Origin of the sequence: Enterobacter sp. BIDMC 27 (assembly GCF_000534415.1) — a bacterium.
GTDB lineage: Bacteria > Pseudomonadota > Gammaproteobacteria > Enterobacterales > Enterobacteriaceae > Enterobacter > Enterobacter hormaechei_C.
On the sequence record NZ_KI973178.1, the window covers coordinates 888,666 to 905,825 of the forward strand.

15 protein-coding genes are annotated in these 17,160 nt (G+C 57.7%); 3 read left to right on the forward strand and 12 right to left on the reverse strand.

The genetic code is table 11. From position 1 onward, the window contains the following. Positions 1-66: 66 nt before the first annotated feature. The 5 genes from L463_RS18300 to L463_RS18280 form a co-directional block, all read right to left on the reverse strand. Positions 67-1,446: a carbohydrate porin gene (locus L463_RS18300; protein ID WP_032103768.1), complete on the reverse strand. Its 1,380-nt coding sequence runs from the start codon at positions 1,444-1,446 to the stop codon at positions 67-69. A gap of 136 nt (positions 1,447-1,582) precedes the next feature. Further along, positions 1,583-1,885: a PTS lactose/cellobiose transporter subunit IIA gene (locus tag L463_RS18295; RefSeq protein ID WP_014168006.1), complete on the reverse strand. Its 303-nt coding sequence runs from the start codon at positions 1,883-1,885 to the stop codon at positions 1,583-1,585. 5 nt (positions 1,886-1,890) lie between these two features. Beyond that, positions 1,891-3,267, reverse strand: a complete 1,377-nt coding sequence (locus L463_RS18290; RefSeq protein ID WP_023302831.1) for a glycoside hydrolase family 1 protein — start codon at positions 3,265-3,267, stop codon at positions 1,891-1,893. A gap of 17 nt (positions 3,268-3,284) precedes the next feature. Continuing rightward, on the reverse strand, positions 3,285-4,610 hold the full coding sequence (locus tag L463_RS18285; protein WP_017694004.1) for a PTS cellobiose transporter subunit IIC: 1,326 nt from the start codon (positions 4,608-4,610) through the stop codon (positions 3,285-3,287). Between the two features lie 11 nt (positions 4,611-4,621). Continuing rightward, complete coding sequence (locus L463_RS18280) at positions 4,622-4,936, reverse strand: PTS sugar transporter subunit IIB (RefSeq protein WP_003861034.1); 315 nt, start codon at positions 4,934-4,936, stop codon at positions 4,622-4,624. A gap of 293 nt (positions 4,937-5,229) precedes the next feature. On the opposite strand from L463_RS18280, the gene L463_RS18275 reads away from it, so the two are divergent. Then, a complete protein-coding gene (locus L463_RS18275; RefSeq protein ID WP_015570102.1) occupies positions 5,230-6,180 on the forward strand; it encodes a LacI family DNA-binding transcriptional regulator in 951 nt (316 codons plus the stop codon). 48 nt (positions 6,181-6,228) lie between these two features. On the opposite strand, the gene L463_RS18270 is transcribed toward L463_RS18275, so the two are convergent. From L463_RS18270 to L463_RS18245, 6 genes are all read right to left on the reverse strand, one after another. Next, a complete protein-coding gene (locus tag L463_RS18270) occupies positions 6,229-6,525 on the reverse strand; it encodes a YicS family protein (protein WP_003861030.1) in 297 nt (98 codons plus the stop codon). Positions 6,526-6,607: 82 nt separating this feature from the next. Continuing rightward, on the reverse strand, positions 6,608-7,765 hold the full coding sequence (locus L463_RS18265; RefSeq protein WP_015570100.1) for a multidrug effflux MFS transporter: 1,158 nt from the start codon (positions 7,763-7,765) through the stop codon (positions 6,608-6,610). Positions 7,766-7,814: 49 nt separating this feature from the next. Then, complete coding sequence (locus L463_RS18260; RefSeq protein ID WP_032103770.1) at positions 7,815-9,179, reverse strand: efflux transporter outer membrane subunit; 1,365 nt, start codon at positions 9,177-9,179, stop codon at positions 7,815-7,817. Next, positions 9,179-12,289, reverse strand: a complete 3,111-nt coding sequence (locus L463_RS18255; protein WP_023295673.1) for an efflux RND transporter permease subunit — start codon at positions 12,287-12,289, stop codon at positions 9,179-9,181. Before L463_RS18255 ends, L463_RS18260 begins: the two co-directional genes overlap by 1 nt. Further along, positions 12,289-13,410 carry an efflux RND transporter periplasmic adaptor subunit gene (locus tag L463_RS18250; RefSeq protein ID WP_017383665.1) on the reverse strand — a complete coding sequence of 374 codons (1,122 nt, stop codon included), beginning with the start codon at positions 13,408-13,410 and terminating at the stop codon, positions 12,289-12,291. The genes L463_RS18255 and L463_RS18250 overlap by 1 nt, the downstream gene beginning before the upstream one ends. Before the next feature lie 147 nt (positions 13,411-13,557). Next, a complete protein-coding gene (locus L463_RS18245) occupies positions 13,558-14,127 on the reverse strand; it encodes a TetR/AcrR family transcriptional regulator (protein WP_000104919.1) in 570 nt (189 codons plus the stop codon). 185 nt (positions 14,128-14,312) lie between these two features. On the opposite strand from L463_RS18245, the gene L463_RS18240 reads away from it, so the two are divergent. After that, on the forward strand, positions 14,313-14,732 hold the full coding sequence (locus tag L463_RS18240) for a GNAT family N-acetyltransferase (protein WP_032103772.1): 420 nt from the start codon (positions 14,313-14,315) through the stop codon (positions 14,730-14,732). Here L463_RS18240 and L463_RS18235 read toward each other — a convergent pair. Next, positions 14,729-15,376 carry a TetR/AcrR family transcriptional regulator gene (locus L463_RS18235; RefSeq protein ID WP_032103773.1) on the reverse strand — a complete coding sequence of 216 codons (648 nt, stop codon included), beginning with the start codon at positions 15,374-15,376 and terminating at the stop codon, positions 14,729-14,731. The two genes, L463_RS18240 and L463_RS18235, sit on opposite strands and share 4 nt — an antisense overlap. A 78-nt stretch (positions 15,377-15,454) precedes the next feature. Here L463_RS18235 and L463_RS18230 point away from each other — a divergent pair, with 78 nt between their 5' ends. Beyond that, positions 15,455-16,954 carry an MDR family MFS transporter gene (locus L463_RS18230; protein ID WP_015570095.1) on the forward strand — a complete coding sequence of 500 codons (1,500 nt, stop codon included), beginning with the start codon at positions 15,455-15,457 and terminating at the stop codon, positions 16,952-16,954. Positions 16,955-17,160 lie beyond the last annotated feature (206 nt).

Below are 17,160 nucleotides of genomic sequence, written 5' to 3' on the forward strand. Positions count from 1 at the left end.
TCACCCCGGCCCTCTCCGAAAACCGTAGGCCGGGTAAGCGTAGCGCCACCCGGCATGTTGTTGACCTTAGAACCACGCCTCCCACATCGCGCCGACGTTGAAGTCGTCCAGCGTTTCATCTTTGGTGTTGTTCACGCGCGCGGTACGTTCGTTATCCACCTTGCCGCCGGTCACGTAGAAGCGCAGCATCGGACGGAACTCCGGCCCCATGGCGATAGACATGTTCTGCGACAGGGTCAGCTTCCAGCCCTTGTTGTCGCCGCCGTTGTCGTAATCCACGTGCTGCCAGCCCGCTTCCAGCCAGGTGGAGTGAACGTCGTTCCACCAGTGCATCGGGCGCACGATGGCGTTGTAGTTCTTGCGGTTGTCGGTCTTATCGCGGCTGTTGTCGTAGTCATGGAAGGCGAGGAGGTACTCCACCTGCGTCGCCTGGGTGAATTTGTACAGCCCTTCGAAGCTGGCGTAGACTGTGGTCAGATCCTCGGTTTTGTTGAACACGCTGTTGTCCGCGTTATCGGAGTAGCGGGCAATCACCTTGTTCACGCCGCTGTCGTTGGTGTGGCTCAGCACCACGCCGCCCTGCCAGGCGTTCAGACGTTCGTCGCTCTCAACGGCTTTGGAGTCAAAGCCGTAGTTGGCGTACAGCTCCAGATCCAGCGGACCGAGCTTCATACCGTGGATTTTAGACGTCGCGGCGTAGTTGCCTTTGTCGCCCGTGCCGGACCCGCCGGTACAGGTGATGCGCGACGGGTTCGCTTCGTCTTCCATCACTTCCGGGCTACAGGATTCCACTGCCGCCACGGTGGCCACGTCAAACTGCACGCCGCCGATGTCGAAGTTCTTCACCCCGGCGCCCTGACCGTCGTGGTTCATCCAGAAGTAATCGTTGATGCCCTGCTGCGGGCGCTGGTGGAAGTCGCGACCCGCCCAGAAGTAGGCGTTCGGGTTGGAGGCCATAATGTTGGTCACGCCGGCGTAGGCTTTCTTGAGGTTAACTTCGTCGCCCCAGTGGTCGATCATCACGTTGATGTCCCAGATGGCGCCGTTTTCGCCCTTGAAGGCTTTAGAGAGCTGGAACTCGCCGCCGTTGCCTTCGTTGCCCAGACGACCAATGGCGGACGCGCCGTTGTAGGAGCCGTCCACCGCCACGTATTTCTGATCGGCGGCCTGGAAGTGCGCGCCGTAGCGGGCGTAGCCGGTAAATTTAACCCCGAACGGGATCGCCATATCCGGAGATTGCGCCGCGCTCTGCGGCTCGGTCACCACGTCCGCTTTTTTCGCGACCGCCGCGTCCATTTTGGCCTGACGCTCGGCCAGGGCTTTATCCACCGCTTTCGCCACAATGGCGTCGATTTGCTCCTGAGTGAATTCCTGAGCGAGGACGGAAATTGGGCAAAGCGCGGCGATAACCGCCATGGTTACTGGAAGTTTTTTAATCGTATTCATGGTTATCTCAATATAGTTTAATTTTATTCAGACAATAACCATCCCGCTCCGATCTGACAGAGTATGTCGCTATCATCAGAACAAGTGGATCTCTATTTAGGGTACAGAGGTATTACAGTAATTATTTCGCCATAGACTATCTCTGATATAAATGAATAATTTCTTCGGATAACTCGCGCGCTAATAAGGAATTCATTAAATGATCCTGGGCGTGCACCATAATTAAGGTCATCGGCTGGCGGGCTTCGCCCGCATCCTGCTCGATCAGTTTGGTCTGCATCTTGTGCGCCTGGCGCGCGTAGCCGTCGGCTTCGCGCAGCAGGCTTTTGGCCTCGTCAAGGTTGCCCTGACGCGCCGCGTGCAGGGCTTCAAAGCACAAGCTGCGGGACTGGCCGGCGTTGACGATAATTTCCATTACGGCTTCTTCTAGTGCGATCATCATCATTACTCTTTATCAAAACTATTATTTAAGGCGGTGGCGGCAAACCACTCTCCGCTTTTTTTAATGGTGCGCTGCTGCGTCTCTACATCGAGTTGAATAAAACCGTAGCGGTTTTTATACGCATTACACCACGACCAGTTATCAATAAATGTCCACATATGGTAGCCAAGACAATTGCAGCCTTCGCTAATACCTTTGTGCAGCCACGATAAATGCTCAGAAATAAAATCAATGCGGTATTGATCGTTAATCTGGCCATTTTCAATAAAGCGCTGCTCGTTTTCGACGCCCATGCCGTTTTCCGAAATAAAGCAGCGAGGGTTGCCGTAATTATCGCGCAGGTTAACCAGAATATCGTAAATACCCGGCGCGTAGATTTCCCAGCCGCGGTACGGGTTCATCTTGCGGCCCGGCATCTCGTAATTATCAAAGAACCACTCCGGCATAAACGGCGCCTGCGGGTTCACCGCGCTGTCGCGACACTTCACGCGACGCGGCTGATAGTAGTTAACGCCGAGCAGGTCGATTTTCCCTTCCGCAATCAGGAAACCGTCTTCCGGCTTGCAGGCGGGCAGCTGATCGTAAGATTTCAGCAATGCCACCAGGTCCGCCGGATACTCCCCGCGCAGCACCGGGTCGAGGAAGCTGCGGTTAAACATCAGGTCCGCTATGTGCGCCGCCTTCACGTCCGCCGGGTTCCGGGAGCGCGGGTACGACGGCGTCAGGTTGAGCACGATGCCGATCTCACCCGCGTAGTGTCCGGCGCGGTAAGCCTGAACGGCCTTCGCATGGGCCAGCACGGTGTGATACGCCACGGTGGCTGCCCGACGAAAATCCACCACGTTCGGGTAGTGGAAGTCGTACAGATAACCGCCTTCCACCGGAACAATCGGCTCATTGAAGGTAAACCAGTGCAGCACGCGATCGCCGAACAGCTCGAAGCAAATCTGCGCATAGCGGGCGTACGCGTCCACCACGTCACGGTTTTCCCAGCCGCCAATCTCCTGCATCGCCATCGGCATGTCGAAATGGAACAGGGTGATAAACGGCGTGATGCCCTGCTCGTTTAGCTCATCAATGACCTGATTGTAAAAATCGACCGCGTCCGGGCTCACTTCACCGATACCGTCGGGGATCAGGCGCGCCCAGCTAATCGAGGTGCGAAAGCTGTTGTGGTTCAGCTGCTTTAACAGCTGAATGTCCGTTTTCCAGTGCTGATAAAACGTGGAGGTGTGCTGCGGCCCCACGCCGTTGTGAAAACGGTTCGGCTCGCGGGCAAACCAGTAATCCCACGTGGTTTCACCCTCTCGTGTCCCTTCCGTCTGGAGAGCGGAGCTTGCGCTGCCCCACCAGAAGTTATCGGGAAATGCGTATTTCATGACCCTTCCTCTTTGACTTAATTACTGACTGTTTCAGCGGTGCCGACGGTTGCCTGGGCTTTTTGCTCTTCATTTTTGATGAGCGTACGCTCATAGGCGCGCAGGAACGGCAGGTACATCAGGGCGGACATCACCATGCAGACCAGGCACATCACCACCGGGCTCAGCGCCCAGTTCGCCGCCCACGAGGCGCCAATCGGCGCGGGGGTGGTCCACGGGGTTAACGAAACAACCTGAGCCAGCCAGCCGAGTTTGGTTGCGCCGTACGCCAGGCAGGCGTTGACCAGCGGAACAAACACGAACGGGATAAACAGCATCGGGTTCATGATGATCGGCGCGCCGAACAGAATCGGTTCGTTGATGTTAAAGAAGCTTGGCACCACGCCCATTTTGCCGATGGTGCGCAGGTGCGTAACGCGGCTACGCAGCAGCAGAAACGCCAGCGGCAGGGTGGAGCCTACGCCGCCAATCAGCAGGTAGTGATCCCAGAAACCTTGCAGATAAACGTGCGGCAGCGCCGCGCCCGCCGCCAGCGCCGCCTGGTTTGCAGAGAGGTTCGCCATCCAGAACGGGTTCATGATGCCGGTGACAATCAGCGACCCGTGGATACCAGCGAACCAGAAGATCTGGCACAGCAGCACGGAGAGCAGAATGGCGGGCAGCGAGTCAGACGCCGACACCAGCGGCTCCAGCAGGTGCATAATCGCCTGCGGGATGATCATCCCGGTCTGCGCTTCAATGAACAGGTTCAGCGGGTGCAGCGTTCCGATCACCACCATCACCGGGATCAGGATCTCAAACGAACGCGCCACGCCGGTCGGCACTTCCTTCGGCAGGCGGATGGTGACGTTGTTCTGTTTCAGCCACGCATAGACGCGAGTGGAGTAGATCGCGGTGATAAGCGCAGTGAAGATCCCCTGACCGGAGAGATACTGGGTCGAAATTTTGCCATCGGCATAGGGCGCGGCGACCAGCAGGAAGGCCATAAAGGCCAGCAGGCCGGACATCACCGGATCGAGGTTAAACTGACGCCCCAGGCTCGCCCCAATCCCCACCGAGATGAAGAAGGTCATCACGCCCATGCTGAGGTTAAAGGGCAGCATCAGCTGTTCGCGGTAGGTCTCGGAGAAATCCAGCCAGCCGCGGGCGAAGCTGTTGGTGGTATCCGCCGAAAACGGCGGGAAGATAAACACCAGCATAAACGAGCCGATGATCATAAACGGCAGCGCAGCGGTAAAGCCGTCGCGGATGGCAATCACATACTTTTGCTGACCGAGCTTCGCGGCCAGCGGCGTAATTGACTGCTCAATCACCGCGACCATGGATTGATATAACGAACTCATGTGAACACCTTTTAGTGTGCCGCTTCGATGAGCGACAGAGCATAGTCCAGTACTTTATCGCCACGCTGCATGCCGTAATCCATCATGTCGATGGGCTGCACCGGAATGCCTTGCGTCGCTGCCTTGTCTGAGAGCGTCTTTAACATGTATTTCACTTGCGGTCCGAGAAGCACCACCTGATAGTGCGGAAACTGCGTATCAAATTCGGATACGCCATACGCATCTATCTTCACGGGCAAGCCCCGTTCTTTTGCAACATCGATCATTTTGCTGACCAGCAGGCTGGTGGACATCCCGGCAGAGCAGCACAGCATAATCTTGAACATCGACAACCATCCTCAAAATGTAAAAAGTTATTGCGAGGATGATTGGACATGATACGGAAACCGGTTTCCATTTATAAAATACAGAAGTGTGACAACCATCAAGATCCCTTACTTATGAGGCTAATTAACCGGATGTGGGTCACATAATTTGGCTGTTTTGGCATCAAATTGAGTGGAAACGGAAAATCGGTTTCCATGGAAAACGGAAACGGATATACTCCGTTCTGGCTATAATGTGAGCCGTAGCGGTGATGGAAATTACAGACGCCAGTTGCGTCTGACAGGGGAGAGAGATGTCTACAATCAACGATGTATCGCGTCTGGCCGGGGTGTCCAAAGCCACGGTATCACGGGTGTTGAGCGGGTCGCGTGGCGTTAAAGAAGCCAGCCGCCAGGCTGTTCTGAAAGCGGTGGACGAGCTGAACTATCGTCCCAACGTGATCGCCCAGTCGCTGCTCAGCCAGTCGACGGGCTGCATTGGGGTGATTTGCGCGCAGGAAAACATTAACCAGACCACCGGTTACCTGTACGCGCTGGAAAAACACCTCAGCCAGCATCAAAAACATCTGCTGCTGCGTTTCGCACACACAAAAACAGAAGTGATGAACGCCCTTGAAGAACTCTCCTGCGGCTTATGTGATGACATTCTGGTGATTGGCGCGCGTTTTCCGCTGGACGTGGACATGGACAACGTGATTCTGGTCGACTGTATGGAAGCCGATAACGCCAATAGTATTCAGTTCGATCACGCGTTCGCGGCTGAAACGGCCTGTAACTATCTCACCAGCCAGGGGCGTCGCCAGATAGCGCTGATCCACCCGCAAGGCAGCGGCTTTGCCGATCAGGTGCTGCTGGGCTACAAACACGCGCTGGAGAAAAACTTCCTGCCCTTTAATCGCAACCTCGTGTTTATGGACGCGACTTCATCGTCCGTTGCGCTTCAGGAATTACTCAACAACGCGTCCACGCTGAACTTCAACGCGCTGCTGGTGGCGGATGAGCAGGAAGCCCAGCGGGTGATCCCGCAGTTACAGGCGTTTAATAAATCGGTACCGGAAGACATCATGGTTTTCAGCCTCGGCGGTTCGCTGCATCTGCCGGGTATTCCGGTGATCCCGGCCATTGAGTATTCCATGGACGCCATGGCGGCGCGCATCGTGAGCTGGCTGACAGAGAAAACGCAGATGCTCGGGTCCTACGTTCTGCGCGGTGATTTGATTATTCCGGATGTGCGGAAGCGTTAAACGTGTGATGTAGGCCGGGTAAGCGCAGCGCCACCCGGCGCTCAACCCTCAGTAATCTTCCATACAATCCACCTGACTTACTGCATCCCAGTAGGCGTCCAGGTTGTCACGCTTCACGGCGGTGATGGCGTTTTTGATCAGCAGCTGATTGGCCTCAGACGACAAAATCATCGCCTGCCAGGCCTTATCGCTCTGCTTTTTCTGCGGGGTACAGGTTTTCTTAACATCTTTCAGGACCTGCTGTTTTATCTGGGCCTCTTTCTCCGGAGCGCTCTTCTCCTGCGCGTGAACAAACGCAGCGAAAATCAGGCAAACGAGCAGGCAAACCAGGTGTGCAGATTTCATCGAAACCTCCTTTGAAAGTCACATGCTTCCCCTGAAATATATCGTTACATTCATCAACGCGATTCAAGCCAAAAGTATGAATTTACGCATTCTGCGTGCGAGATCCGATCGTTAGTGCAATGCCATAGCTTACTAACACCGCGAGACTCATTTTCAGCATCGTTTCTCCGCCGATACCGGCAAGAGGCGCTGCGATCCCGCCGAATAAAAACATCAGCATGCCCAGAATGGCTGACGCTGTGCCGGACTCCTTCGCGTCGACTGCGCTCATCGCTTCTGAACCCGCAATGGTGCTGATCCCGCTGTTAAATGCGACGGTGAAAAAGAGTGCAATCAGTGCCGGAACGGAAAGCTGCATCCACGCAAAGAGCAACGTCAGCCCCGCGCAGGTTACGGCCAACACCAGACCTATTTGCATTAACCCTTCCGCCGGGTGTCGGCGTGCCAGACGGGAGAAAATCAGCGCTGAGACGATCAGGCCGATACCGTTCACACCGAACAGCAGGCTGAACTGCATGGCGCTCAGGCCATACTCGTTTTGCATCACAAAGGAGGATGCCCCGATATAGGCGAACAGCCCCGCCAGCATGAAGGCCTGGATCAGGCAGTAGCGCATAAAGCGACGATTTTTAAGTACCGTCCTGGCGGTTTGCGTCAGCGATCCCCCGCCCTGTTTCTCTGTGAGGGACTCGCGGATAAAAAGCTGGCTGGCGATCAGCAGCGCCAGACCCGCCCCTGCCATTACCCAGAACAGCATCCGCCAGTCGAAATGCGACGCGATATAGCCACCGAGTACCGGGGACACCACGGGCGCGATGCCGTTGACCGTCATCAGTAGGGCAAAAAACTGCGTTAGCATCGTGCCATGATAGTTATCACGGGCGATGGAGCGGGCAAGTACGGAGCCGCCCGCCCCGGCAACGCCCTGCACAAATCGCCAGCCGATTAGGGCGTAAATATTCTGCGTGCTGGCACAAAGCACTGAAGCCAGTACAAACAGCAAAAGTGAGAACAGCAGCGGCGTTTTACGTCCGATGCGATCGCTTAGCGGGCCGAAAAAGAGTTGTCCCAGCCCCAGGCCAATCAGCGCCGAGGTAAGAGAAAGCTGCGTCAGCGTTGTGGAGGTGTTGAGCTGGGTGGCGATCTCCGGCAGCGCCGGAAGATAAAAATCGGAACACAGCGGCCCGATAGCCGTCAGCAGGCCAAGGATGGCCGCGAAAGAAAAAGAGAGTTTTGCCATAGGTATTTACTCTGATGGCCGGGCAACGTTGCGCCGCCCGGCAGTGATGTTACTGAATCCCGCCGCCCAGCGACTGCCACAGCGTGATGCGGTTTTCCAGGTCGGTTTGCTGCAAGGCAATCAGTGATTCCTGCGCCGACCACAGCGACCGCTGCGCGGTGAGCACCGTCAGATAATCGCCCGTGCCAGCCTTGTAACTGCGCGTCGCCACATCCAGCGTTTTTTGCTCCGCCGCCACGTATTCACGCTGGGCATCAAGCTGTTCACTCAACGTTTCGCGCCGGGCCAGCGCGTCGGCCACGTCCTTGAACGCGCTCTGGATGGTTTTCTCATAGGTCGCAATTAACCCTTTTTTCTCGGCTTCCGCATAGCGCAGCTGCGCCATATTGTTGCCGCCGCTGAACAGCGGCAGGGTGATGGAAGGTGCAAACGACCAGACCTTCATCCCGTGGCTGAACAGGGACGACAGCGAATCGCTGCCGACGCCCGCGCTGGCGGTGAGCGAGATGGTCGGGAAGAAGTTGGCGCGCGCCGCGCCGATGTTGGCGTTGGCGCTCAGCAGGTTATGTTCCGCCTCCTGAATGTCCGGACGACGCAGCAGCGCGCTGGAGCTGACGCCCGCCGGGATCAGCGTGATGGCGTTGTCGCTCAGGCTCTCCAGCGTGCCGGGCAGCAGGTTCTCGGGCACCGTATCGCCCGCCAGCAGGTTGAGAGCGTTTTTGTCCTGCATCACCAGCGTCTGGTAGCTCGCCACGCTGGCGCGCGCCTGCTGGTAAACCGCCATCGCTTCACTGACGTCCGTTGCCGCTGCCACGCCCACTTCCTGCTGGCGCTTCACAATCTTGAGTGAGTTTGCGGCGCTCTCCAGGGTGGACTTCGCCAGCGCCAGATTGCTGTTATCCGCCGCCAGCGTCACCCAGGCCGTGGTCAGCTCGCTGACCATCGTCAGGCGCGTGTTCTGCGCGGTGAATTCGCTGGCAAGCCAGGTTTCACGCGCGGCACGCGACAGGCTCTGGTTGCGGCCAAACAGATCCAGTTCGAAGCTGGAGACCGCGCCGTTGGCTTCGTCACTTGTCGCGACGCCGCTCGCCAGCGTGCGGCTGCGGGTGTGGCTCAGTTCCGCGTCCACCGTCGGGAACAGGGACGAGCGCGTTTCGCCATACTGGGCACGGACGGCGTCGATATCCGCAATCGCTTTTTGCACGTCGCGGTTGCTGTTGAGCGCCATCGTCACCACGCTTTTCAACCGCGCATCATTCATCACCTGCTGCCACTGGCTCACCACGGCGTTGGCTTCGCCATGGGCGCCCGGCAACGTCGCCGGGACGGGGGCGTCCGGGCGCTGATACGTGGGATCTAATGACACACAGCCCGCGCTCAGCAGCGCTAACGTTAATACGGTTACACGAAACATTATGACCTCCGGTTTGCGTGCTTACCGGAGAACAGACGTTTCACCAGTACAAAGAATAAAGGAACAAAGAAGATGGCCAGCAGCGTCGCGGCCAGCGTCCCGCCGATAATACCGGTACCGATCGCCACGCGGCTGTTGGCCCCGGCGCCGGTGGCAATCGCCAGCGGCGTCACGCCTGCGATAAACGCCAGCGAGGTCATGATGATCGGACGCAGACGCGTCTGGGCGGCCCGCAGGGCGGCGCGCGTCAGGGAGTAGCCTTCGGCCACTTTGGCTTCGGCAAACTCGACAATCAGAATGGCGTTCTTCGACGACAGACCGATGGTGGTCAGCAGCGCCACCTGGAAATAGACGTCGTTGTTCAGGCCGCGCAGGGAGGCGGCAACCGCTGCGCCAAGCACCCCAAGCGGGATCACGAGGATCACCGAAATGGGCACCGACCAGCTCTCATACAGCGCCGCCAGGCACAGGAACACCACCAGGATCGAGAGGGCATAGAGGCTCATTGCCTGACCGCTCGCCAGTTTTTCCTGCAACGACAAACCGCTCCATGCCCAGGTGCTGCCGGACGGCAGGTTATTCGCCAGCTGCTCCATTTTGCTCATCGCCGTACCGGAGCTGGCGCCGCTGGCGTTTTCGCCCTGAATCTCATACGCCGCCGAGCCGTTGTAGCGCACCAGGCTTTCCGGGCCATACTCCCAGCGGGTGGTGGCGAAGGCGGAGAACGGGGTCATGGTGCTGTCGCTGCCGCGCACATACCATTTGTTAAGATCCGATGGCACCGCGCGATAGTCGCTGTCGCCCTGGATGTAGACCTTTTTCACGCGGCCACGGTCAATGAAGTCGTTCACGTAGGTGCCGCCCCAGGCGCTGGAGAGGGTGTCGGTAACATCGCTCAGGGAGAGCCCCAGCGACACGGCTTTGTTGTTATCAATATCCACCTGAAGCTGCGGCATCTGCGGCAGATCGTTGGCGCGCACGGCGTGCAGCGAGTTGTCCTGGTTGGCTTCGCCAATCAGCTGGTTACGCAGTTTCAGCAGCGCGTCGCGGTCGGTGCCGCCGCTGGCCATCAGCTCAAAGGTAAAGCCGTTGCTCTGGCCTAAACCATCCACCGCCGGGGGCGTCATGGCGAAAATTGTGGCATCCCGAATGGTGCTCAGCTCCTGCGTGGCGCGCAGGGCAATGGCCTGGGCGGTATTCTCATCGCCTTTGCGCTCTGACCAGTTTTTCAGGGAGACGAACGCCATCCCGGCGTTCTGGCCACTGCCGCTGAAGCTGAAGCCTTCAATGGTGAAGATCACGTCGGTATTGGCTTTCTCTTTGGTGAGGAACCACTCGCGTACCTGGCGGCTTACCTCGGCAGTACGCACCGCGGTTGCGCCGGCGGGCAGGGTGTACTGCACCATGATTTCACCCTGGTCTTCGGTTGGCAGGAAGCTGCCCGGCAGTTTTAGCATGGCGAACCCCATCGCGCCGCAGAGCAGGGCGTAGATCACCAGCATGCCACCGGAACGGCGCAGGGCGCGCAGCACCTTGTTCTGATAGCCGTGCTCGGTCTTACTGTAGAAGCGGTTAAACGCGCCGAAGAAGCCCTTTTTGTGCGGAGCGGTGTGATTCAGGATCGAGCCGCACAGCGCGGGCGTCAGGGTCAGCGCCACCACCACGGAGAGGAACATCGCCGAAATAATGGTGACCGAGAACTGGCGGTAAATGACCCCGGTAGAGCCGCCGAAGAAGGCCATCGGCAGGAATACCGCAGAGAGCACCAGCGCAATGGCGATCAGCGCGCCGGAAATTTCGCCCATCGATTTTTCGGTCGCTTCCCGGGCGGGCAGCCCTTCGTCGCGCATAATACGCTCGACGTTTTCCACCACCACGATGGCGTCATCCACCAAAAGCCCTATCGCCAGCACCATCGCAAACAGCGTCAGGGTGTTGATGGAGTAACCGAACAGCGCCAGCACGCCGAAGGTGCCCAGCAGCACCACCGGCACCGCCAGCGCCGGGATCAGCGTCGCGCGGATGTTTTGCAGGAACAGGTACATCACCACCACCACGAGGATAATGGCTTCGAACAGCGTCTGAATCACGTCCTCAACGGAGATCTTGATGAACTCGGTGCTGTCTTTCGGGTAGGCCACATCGTAGCCTTCCGGCATCGACTTTTTGAACTCGGCGATCTTATCTTTTACCGCCGTGGCGGTGTTAAGCGCGTTGGCGCCCGGTGAGAGCATCACCGCCATACCCGCCGCCGGATGGCCGTTCAGCTTCGCGGTGGCGGTGTAATCTTCGCTGCCCATCTCCACGCGCGCGACGTCGCTGATGCGCACCACCGCACCGTTGGACTGGCTCTTGACGATGATCTTTTTGAACTCATCGACCGTTTGCAGACGCGACTGAGCGCGGACGGTGGCGGTCAGCTGTTGGGCGTTCGACGAGGGCAGCGCGCCGATTTTACCGGCGGAAACCTGCACGTTCTGCGCTTCAATCGCGCTCTGCACGTCGGAGGGCATCAGCGAGTACGACGCCAGCTTCGCCGGGTCGAGCCAGATGCGCATCGCGTATTCTGCACCGAACACCTGTAGGCTACCGACGCCATCCACGCGCGCCAGCGGATCCTGCATATTACTCACCAGCCAGTCGGCGATATCCGAGCTGCTGGCGGTGTCGGTTTTGTCATATACGCCCATGATCAGCAGGAAGTTGCTCTGGGATTTTTCGACGGTGATCCCGGACTGCTGCACCTCGGTCGGCAGGCGCGATTCCGCCTGCTGGACTTTGTTCTGCACCTGTACCTGAGCGGTGTCCGGATCGGTTCCCTGTTCAAACGTGACGTTAATACTCACCGACCCGTCCGAGCTGCTGGTGGAGGTGAAGTAGAGCAGGTTATCCAGCCCGGTGAGCTGCTGCTCGATCACCTGCGTCACGCTGTTTTCCAGCGTCTGTGCTGAGGCACCGGTATAGGTGGCGGAGATTTTGATCGACGGCGGAGCCACGTCCGGGTATTGCGCAACGGGCAACGTGCGGATTGCCAGCATTCCGGCGAGCATGATGAGAATGGCGATAACCCAGGCAAAGACCGGGCGACGCACGAAGAAACGGGAAAACATCAGGCGTTTCCTCCGTTGGTTTTCATCTCTTCAGCTTTCACTTCCTGCCCGGCGGTGACTTTATCGGTGCCTTCCACAATCAGCTTATCGCCCGCCTTCAAACCGCTCAGCACCAGCCATTTGTCGCCGTAGGTGTCGCCCGTTTCGAGCTGACGCTGCTCCACCTTGTTGCTGGCGTTCACCACCAGCGCGGTGGCGGTGCCTTTGGCGTCGCGGGTGATGCCCTGCTGCGGGGCGAGGATCGCGTCATTCATGATGCCTTCATCCACTCTGGCGCGAACGAACATGCCCGGCAGAAGCTGATGCTGCGGGTTCGGGAAGACGGCGCGCAGGGTAACTGAGCCGGTAGACTCATCCACCGCCACTTCGGTCAGCGCCAGGCGGCCTTTTTCGCTGTAGCTGCTGCCGTCTTCGAGAATCAACGACACGTTCAGCGTATCGCTGTTGCTGGCGAGGGTTTGCTTGCGTAAACGCAGCAGATCGGCGCTGGAACGGGTTAAATCGACGTACATACTGTCCAGCCCGCGAATGGTGGCCAGCGCGGTATCCTGCTGGGCGGTCACCAGCGCGCCGGGGGTCACAGAGGAGATGCCGATACGTCCGGCAATCGGCGCGGTGACGGTGGTCCAGTTGAGGTTAATGCGGGCGCTTTCCAGCGCGGCTTTCTTTGACTCGACGCTGGCCTTGTCCTGCGCGCAGGTGGACTTCGCGTCTTCCGCATCCTGACGTGATACGCCGTCGTCCTTCACCAGCTGCGCATAACGCCGGGCTTTCTGGCAGTCGGCCTGCACCAGCGCCTGCGCCTGTTTCAGTGCGGCGGCGGCTTCATCATACGCGGCGCGGTAGCTGGAAGGATCGATCTGATACAGCGCCTGCCCGGCCTTGACCGTATCGCCTTCGGTGAACAGGCGCTTCTGGATAATGCCACCTACCTGGGGGCGCACTTCGGCGCTCATTGCGGCGGCGGTGCGGCCGGTCAGCTCGCTGACGACGGACACCGGCTGGCTCATGAGGGTGACAATCCCCACTTCCGGAAGAGGACGTTGAGGAGCAGATGTTTGCGCATTATCGCACCCTGTCAGGAGGAGTAATGCCGCGATGGAGGTTGTTATGGTTTTCATAATCTTTTTCCAGGGTGAACGAAGCCTGCCCTGTTAATCGCTTAACAGGGAGGAGGGCTAATTAAAAGCACAGCGATCCCGCATCTCTGGCTGAGCCAGAAATGAAAAAAGGGAAATTACTTATTTCCGCTAATTATTCACATGCGATTACTTCGCAGAGAAAATCATATTTAAAATATTCTGGTATATAGGCTCTAATTGTTCTGATGGTACTTTTAAAGGCGTGAGTCGACGGTAAATCGTGCCTTCGATCATCACGGCGGTAATCTCCACGCAGCAGCGAATATGCTCATCGCTCAGGTGAGGGAACTGCTTTTTCAGGTGCTCACAGGCATTGGCGAACATGCGGGCTTCGGCTTCGATCAGCATGTTTGCCACCAGCGGATTGCGCGTGGCCTCTGCGGACATTTCGAGCATCAGCGCGTCATCGTCTTCGTTAAGCGTCTGGCGCCAGGCAAGCGCCTGCGGCATCCCTTCAACCAGGGTTTTGCCCTGCATCTCTTCAATACGTGAGTCGATAATGCGCCGGATCATCTCTTCAATAATCGCGTCTTTGTTACTGAAATAGCGATAGATTTGTCCGACGCTGAGCCTGGCTTCGCTGGCGATCTGCGACATGCTGGCAGCGTGAAATCCACTGGCGCGAAAGCAGCGGCGCGCGGCGGTAATGATTTCGTCCTGCCGCAGTTTTTGTCGTTCTTCCAGCTTTGTACTCATTGTCGGCTACCGTAAAAAGTGAGAATGATCGTTCTCATTATACGTTTTCGGAGACTATTGGAAAGGCTTTTTTTATTTACATATTGAATGAATATTTCCAGGTATAAACAATGGAGAAAATAAGGAGTTTTTATGAAGGTTAAGCTGTGAGATATTCAGATTGCGCTGAAAATAAGGAGAGAATTATGCATCTGAGCATTACAGATAATGTCACAGCCGAAGAAAAAGAAGAATTATTAACGGGGCTAAGAGCCTATAACGCGCAGTTTTTAGATCTGTCGACGTTTGGCGGCGATATTGGCGTATATATGCGAGACGACAATGGCGTCATGCTGGGCGGGTTAATCGGCGTACGGAAAGGCGACTGGCTGAACATCGACTATCTGTGGGTCAGCGACAGCGTGCGGGGAACGGGCGTGGGAAGCCAGCTTATCAAAACGGCTGAAGAGGAGGCCCGTCGCAAAGGCTGTCGTCACGCGCTGGTGGATACGGTCAGCTTCCAGGCGCGTCCGTTCTATGAAAAACAGGGTTATCAGGTGCAGATGTCCTTGCAGGATTACCCTTATCAGGGAATGCAGAGACACTATCTGTCCAAAGATCTTTAACCGCCGATCCCGGTGCCTATCACAGCTAACACGTGGCGCACCACGATCTCCGGCGAGAGGGCGTTAAGCCTCTCGTCATTGCGCATGCGGGAGAACGGCACCAGCACCAGGCTCAGCAGCGTAGTGAACAGCAGTTCGGGGGCCAGCGCCGGATTCAGCTTTCCTTCCTGCTGCCAGCCTTTGATGGTTGCCAGCGTGGTGTGATATTTCTCATCGCCAAAGCGTGCCTGCAAATGGGTGCGCAGTACCGGCATCTCGCCAATCACCTCCTGCATCCACAGCGGGGCAAACCAGCGATACTTTTCCGCCAGTTCGGCCAGCACCCTGACCATTTCCGTCAGGGCATCCACCGGCGAATCCCGGTTGTCGGCGAAAATCGCCCCGATCCGCTCGCGTAACGGCAGGAAGCGCTCCTCAATCATCGCATCCAGTAACTGTTCTCTGGAGTTGAAGTAGTAGTGCAGCATGGCGGGCGTCACGCCTGCTTCGCGGGCAATAGCGTTCAACGACGTATTGGCGATCCCCTGGCGGGAAAAGAGGTTCAGGGCGATGTCCAGCAGCTGTTCACGGCTGGCGGTAACGCGCTTGCCGCCGCGTGGCCGACCGGGGCGGCGGGGTTCAGAATTGTCCTTTTGTGCTGGCATGGTCACCGTATCTCTTGATCTTATTCATCACTTCCACAAATATTAATTATACGATTAATTAATTTCAAGTGATGTCTTATGGAGTCCGACGTAATGACTCAACCTGCGAAAAAGGCGCCGTCGATTAAGCTGCTGTTCAGCGCACTCCTGCTGGTGATGCTGCTCTCGGCGCTGGATCAGACCATTGTCTCCACCGCGCTGCCGACCATCGTCGGTGAGCTGGGCGGGCTGGATAAGCTCTCGTGGGTGGTAACGGCCTATATCCTCAGTTCGACCATCGTGGTGCCGCTGTACGGCAAATTCGGCGATCTGTTTGGCCGAAAAATCGTTCTGCAAATCGCGATTGTGCTGTTTCTTGTAGGGTCCGCGCTGTGCGGTCTGGCGCAGAACATGACCCAGCTGGTGCTGATGCGCGCCCTGCAAGGTCTGGGGGGCGGCGGTCTGATGGTGATCAGCATGGCTGCCGTGGCGGACGTGATCCCGCCTGCCGATCGGGGTCGCTATCAGGGGTTGTTTGGCGGCGTGTTTGGCCTGGCGACGGTGATAGGGCCGCTGATCGGCGGGTTTATCGTTCAGCACGCATCCTGGCGCTGGATTTTCTACATCAACCTGCCGCTGGGGCTGTTTGCCCTGCTGGTGATTGGCGCGGTTTTCCACGGCAGCGCGCGGCGCAGCAAGCATGAGATTGACTACCTGGGGGCGATTTACCTCAGCATGGCGTTGCTGTGCATCATTCTGTTTACCACCGAGGGCGGGACGATCCGCCAATGGAGCGACCCGCAGCTGTGGTGCATTCTGGCCTTCGGCCTGACGGGGATCGCCGGGTTTATCTACGAAGAGCGGCTGGCGTGGGAGCCGATTATCCCGCTGTCGCTCTTCCGCGACCGCAGCTTCCTGCTCTGTAGCCTGATCGGTTTTATTATCGGCATGTCGCTGTTTGGCTCCGTCACTTTCCTGCCGCTCTATTTACAGGTGGTAAAAGACGCCACGCCGACGCAGGCCGGTTTGCAGCTGATCCCCCTGATGGGGGGGCTGTTGCTCACCTCCATTATCAGCGGGCGCATCATCAGCCGTACCGGGAAATATCGTCTGTTCCCGATCCTCGGCACGCTGCTCGGCGTGGTGGGGATGGTATTACTGACGCGCATTTCAATCACCTCCCCAACCTGGCAGCTGTACCTGTTTACCGGCGTGCTGGGCATGGGGCTGGGACTGGTGATGCAGGTGCTGGTGCTGGCAGTGCAGAACAGCGTGTCAGCCGATCAATACGGCGTCGCGACGTCTGGGGTGACGCTGTTCCGTTCCATTGGCGGGGCGATTGGCGTTGCGCTGTTTGGCGCGGTGTTCACCCATATTCTGCAATCAGGCCTGATCGACAGGCTGCCGGAAGGGGCGGAACTGCCGCGCGAACTTAATCCCGTTGCCATACACCATCTGCCTGATGCCCTGCGTCTGGACTATCTGGATGCGTTCGGCTCGGCGATCCATGCGGTATTCATGCTGGCGGCGGGGATTATGGTGCTGGCGTTTGTGCTGTCGTGGTTTTTGCGCGAAGCGCCGCTGCGTCGGCAGGCGTGAGGGAAGCGGTTCTGCTTGCGCCTGGACTACCGTAGCCTGATGCCCATCGCCCGGTGGCGCTACGCTTACCGGGCCTACACTTCGCCCGTCACGTAGGCCGGGTGAGCGCAGCGCCACCCGGCAACAGGCCGCATATAACTTAACCGTCTTACTGATTCCTTTTCGTTTTTTAGCCTGCCGTCTCGTTGTCGATATAGTCTTCAAAA

Coding starts and splice junctions, on each gene's coding strand:
- L463_RS18240 (WP_032103772.1), top strand. CDS start 14,313: ATGCATCTGAGCATTACAGATAATGTCACAGCCGAAGAAAAAGAAGAA.
- L463_RS18235 (WP_032103773.1), bottom strand. CDS start 15,376: ATGCCAGCACAAAAGGACAATTCTGAACCCCGCCGCCCCGGTCGGCCA.
- L463_RS18285 (WP_017694004.1), bottom strand. CDS start 4,610: ATGAGTTCGTTATATCAATCCATGGTCGCGGTGATTGAGCAGTCAATT.
- L463_RS18270 (WP_003861030.1), bottom strand. CDS start 6,525: ATGAAATCTGCACACCTGGTTTGCCTGCTCGTTTGCCTGATTTTCGCT.
- L463_RS18290 (WP_023302831.1), bottom strand. CDS start 3,267: ATGAAATACGCATTTCCCGATAACTTCTGGTGGGGCAGCGCAAGCTCC.
- L463_RS18245 (WP_000104919.1), bottom strand. CDS start 14,127: ATGAGTACAAAGCTGGAAGAACGACAAAAACTGCGGCAGGACGAAATC.
- L463_RS18275 (WP_015570102.1), top strand. CDS start 5,230: ATGTCTACAATCAACGATGTATCGCGTCTGGCCGGGGTGTCCAAAGCC.
- L463_RS18250 (WP_017383665.1), bottom strand. CDS start 13,410: ATGAAAACCATAACAACCTCCATCGCGGCATTACTCCTCCTGACAGGG.
- L463_RS18260 (WP_032103770.1), bottom strand. CDS start 9,179: ATGTTTCGTGTAACCGTATTAACGTTAGCGCTGCTGAGCGCGGGCTGT.
- L463_RS18255 (WP_023295673.1), bottom strand. CDS start 12,289: ATGTTTTCCCGTTTCTTCGTGCGTCGCCCGGTCTTTGCCTGGGTTATC.
- L463_RS18295 (WP_014168006.1), bottom strand. CDS start 1,885: ATGATCGCACTAGAAGAAGCCGTAATGGAAATTATCGTCAACGCCGGC.
- L463_RS18300 (WP_032103768.1), bottom strand. CDS start 1,446: ATGAATACGATTAAAAAACTTCCAGTAACCATGGCGGTTATCGCCGCG.
- L463_RS18265 (WP_015570100.1), bottom strand. CDS start 7,765: ATGGCAAAACTCTCTTTTTCTTTCGCGGCCATCCTTGGCCTGCTGACG.
- L463_RS18280 (WP_003861034.1), bottom strand. CDS start 4,936: ATGTTCAAGATTATGCTGTGCTGCTCTGCCGGGATGTCCACCAGCCTG.
- L463_RS18230 (WP_015570095.1), top strand. CDS start 15,455: ATGGAGTCCGACGTAATGACTCAACCTGCGAAAAAGGCGCCGTCGATT.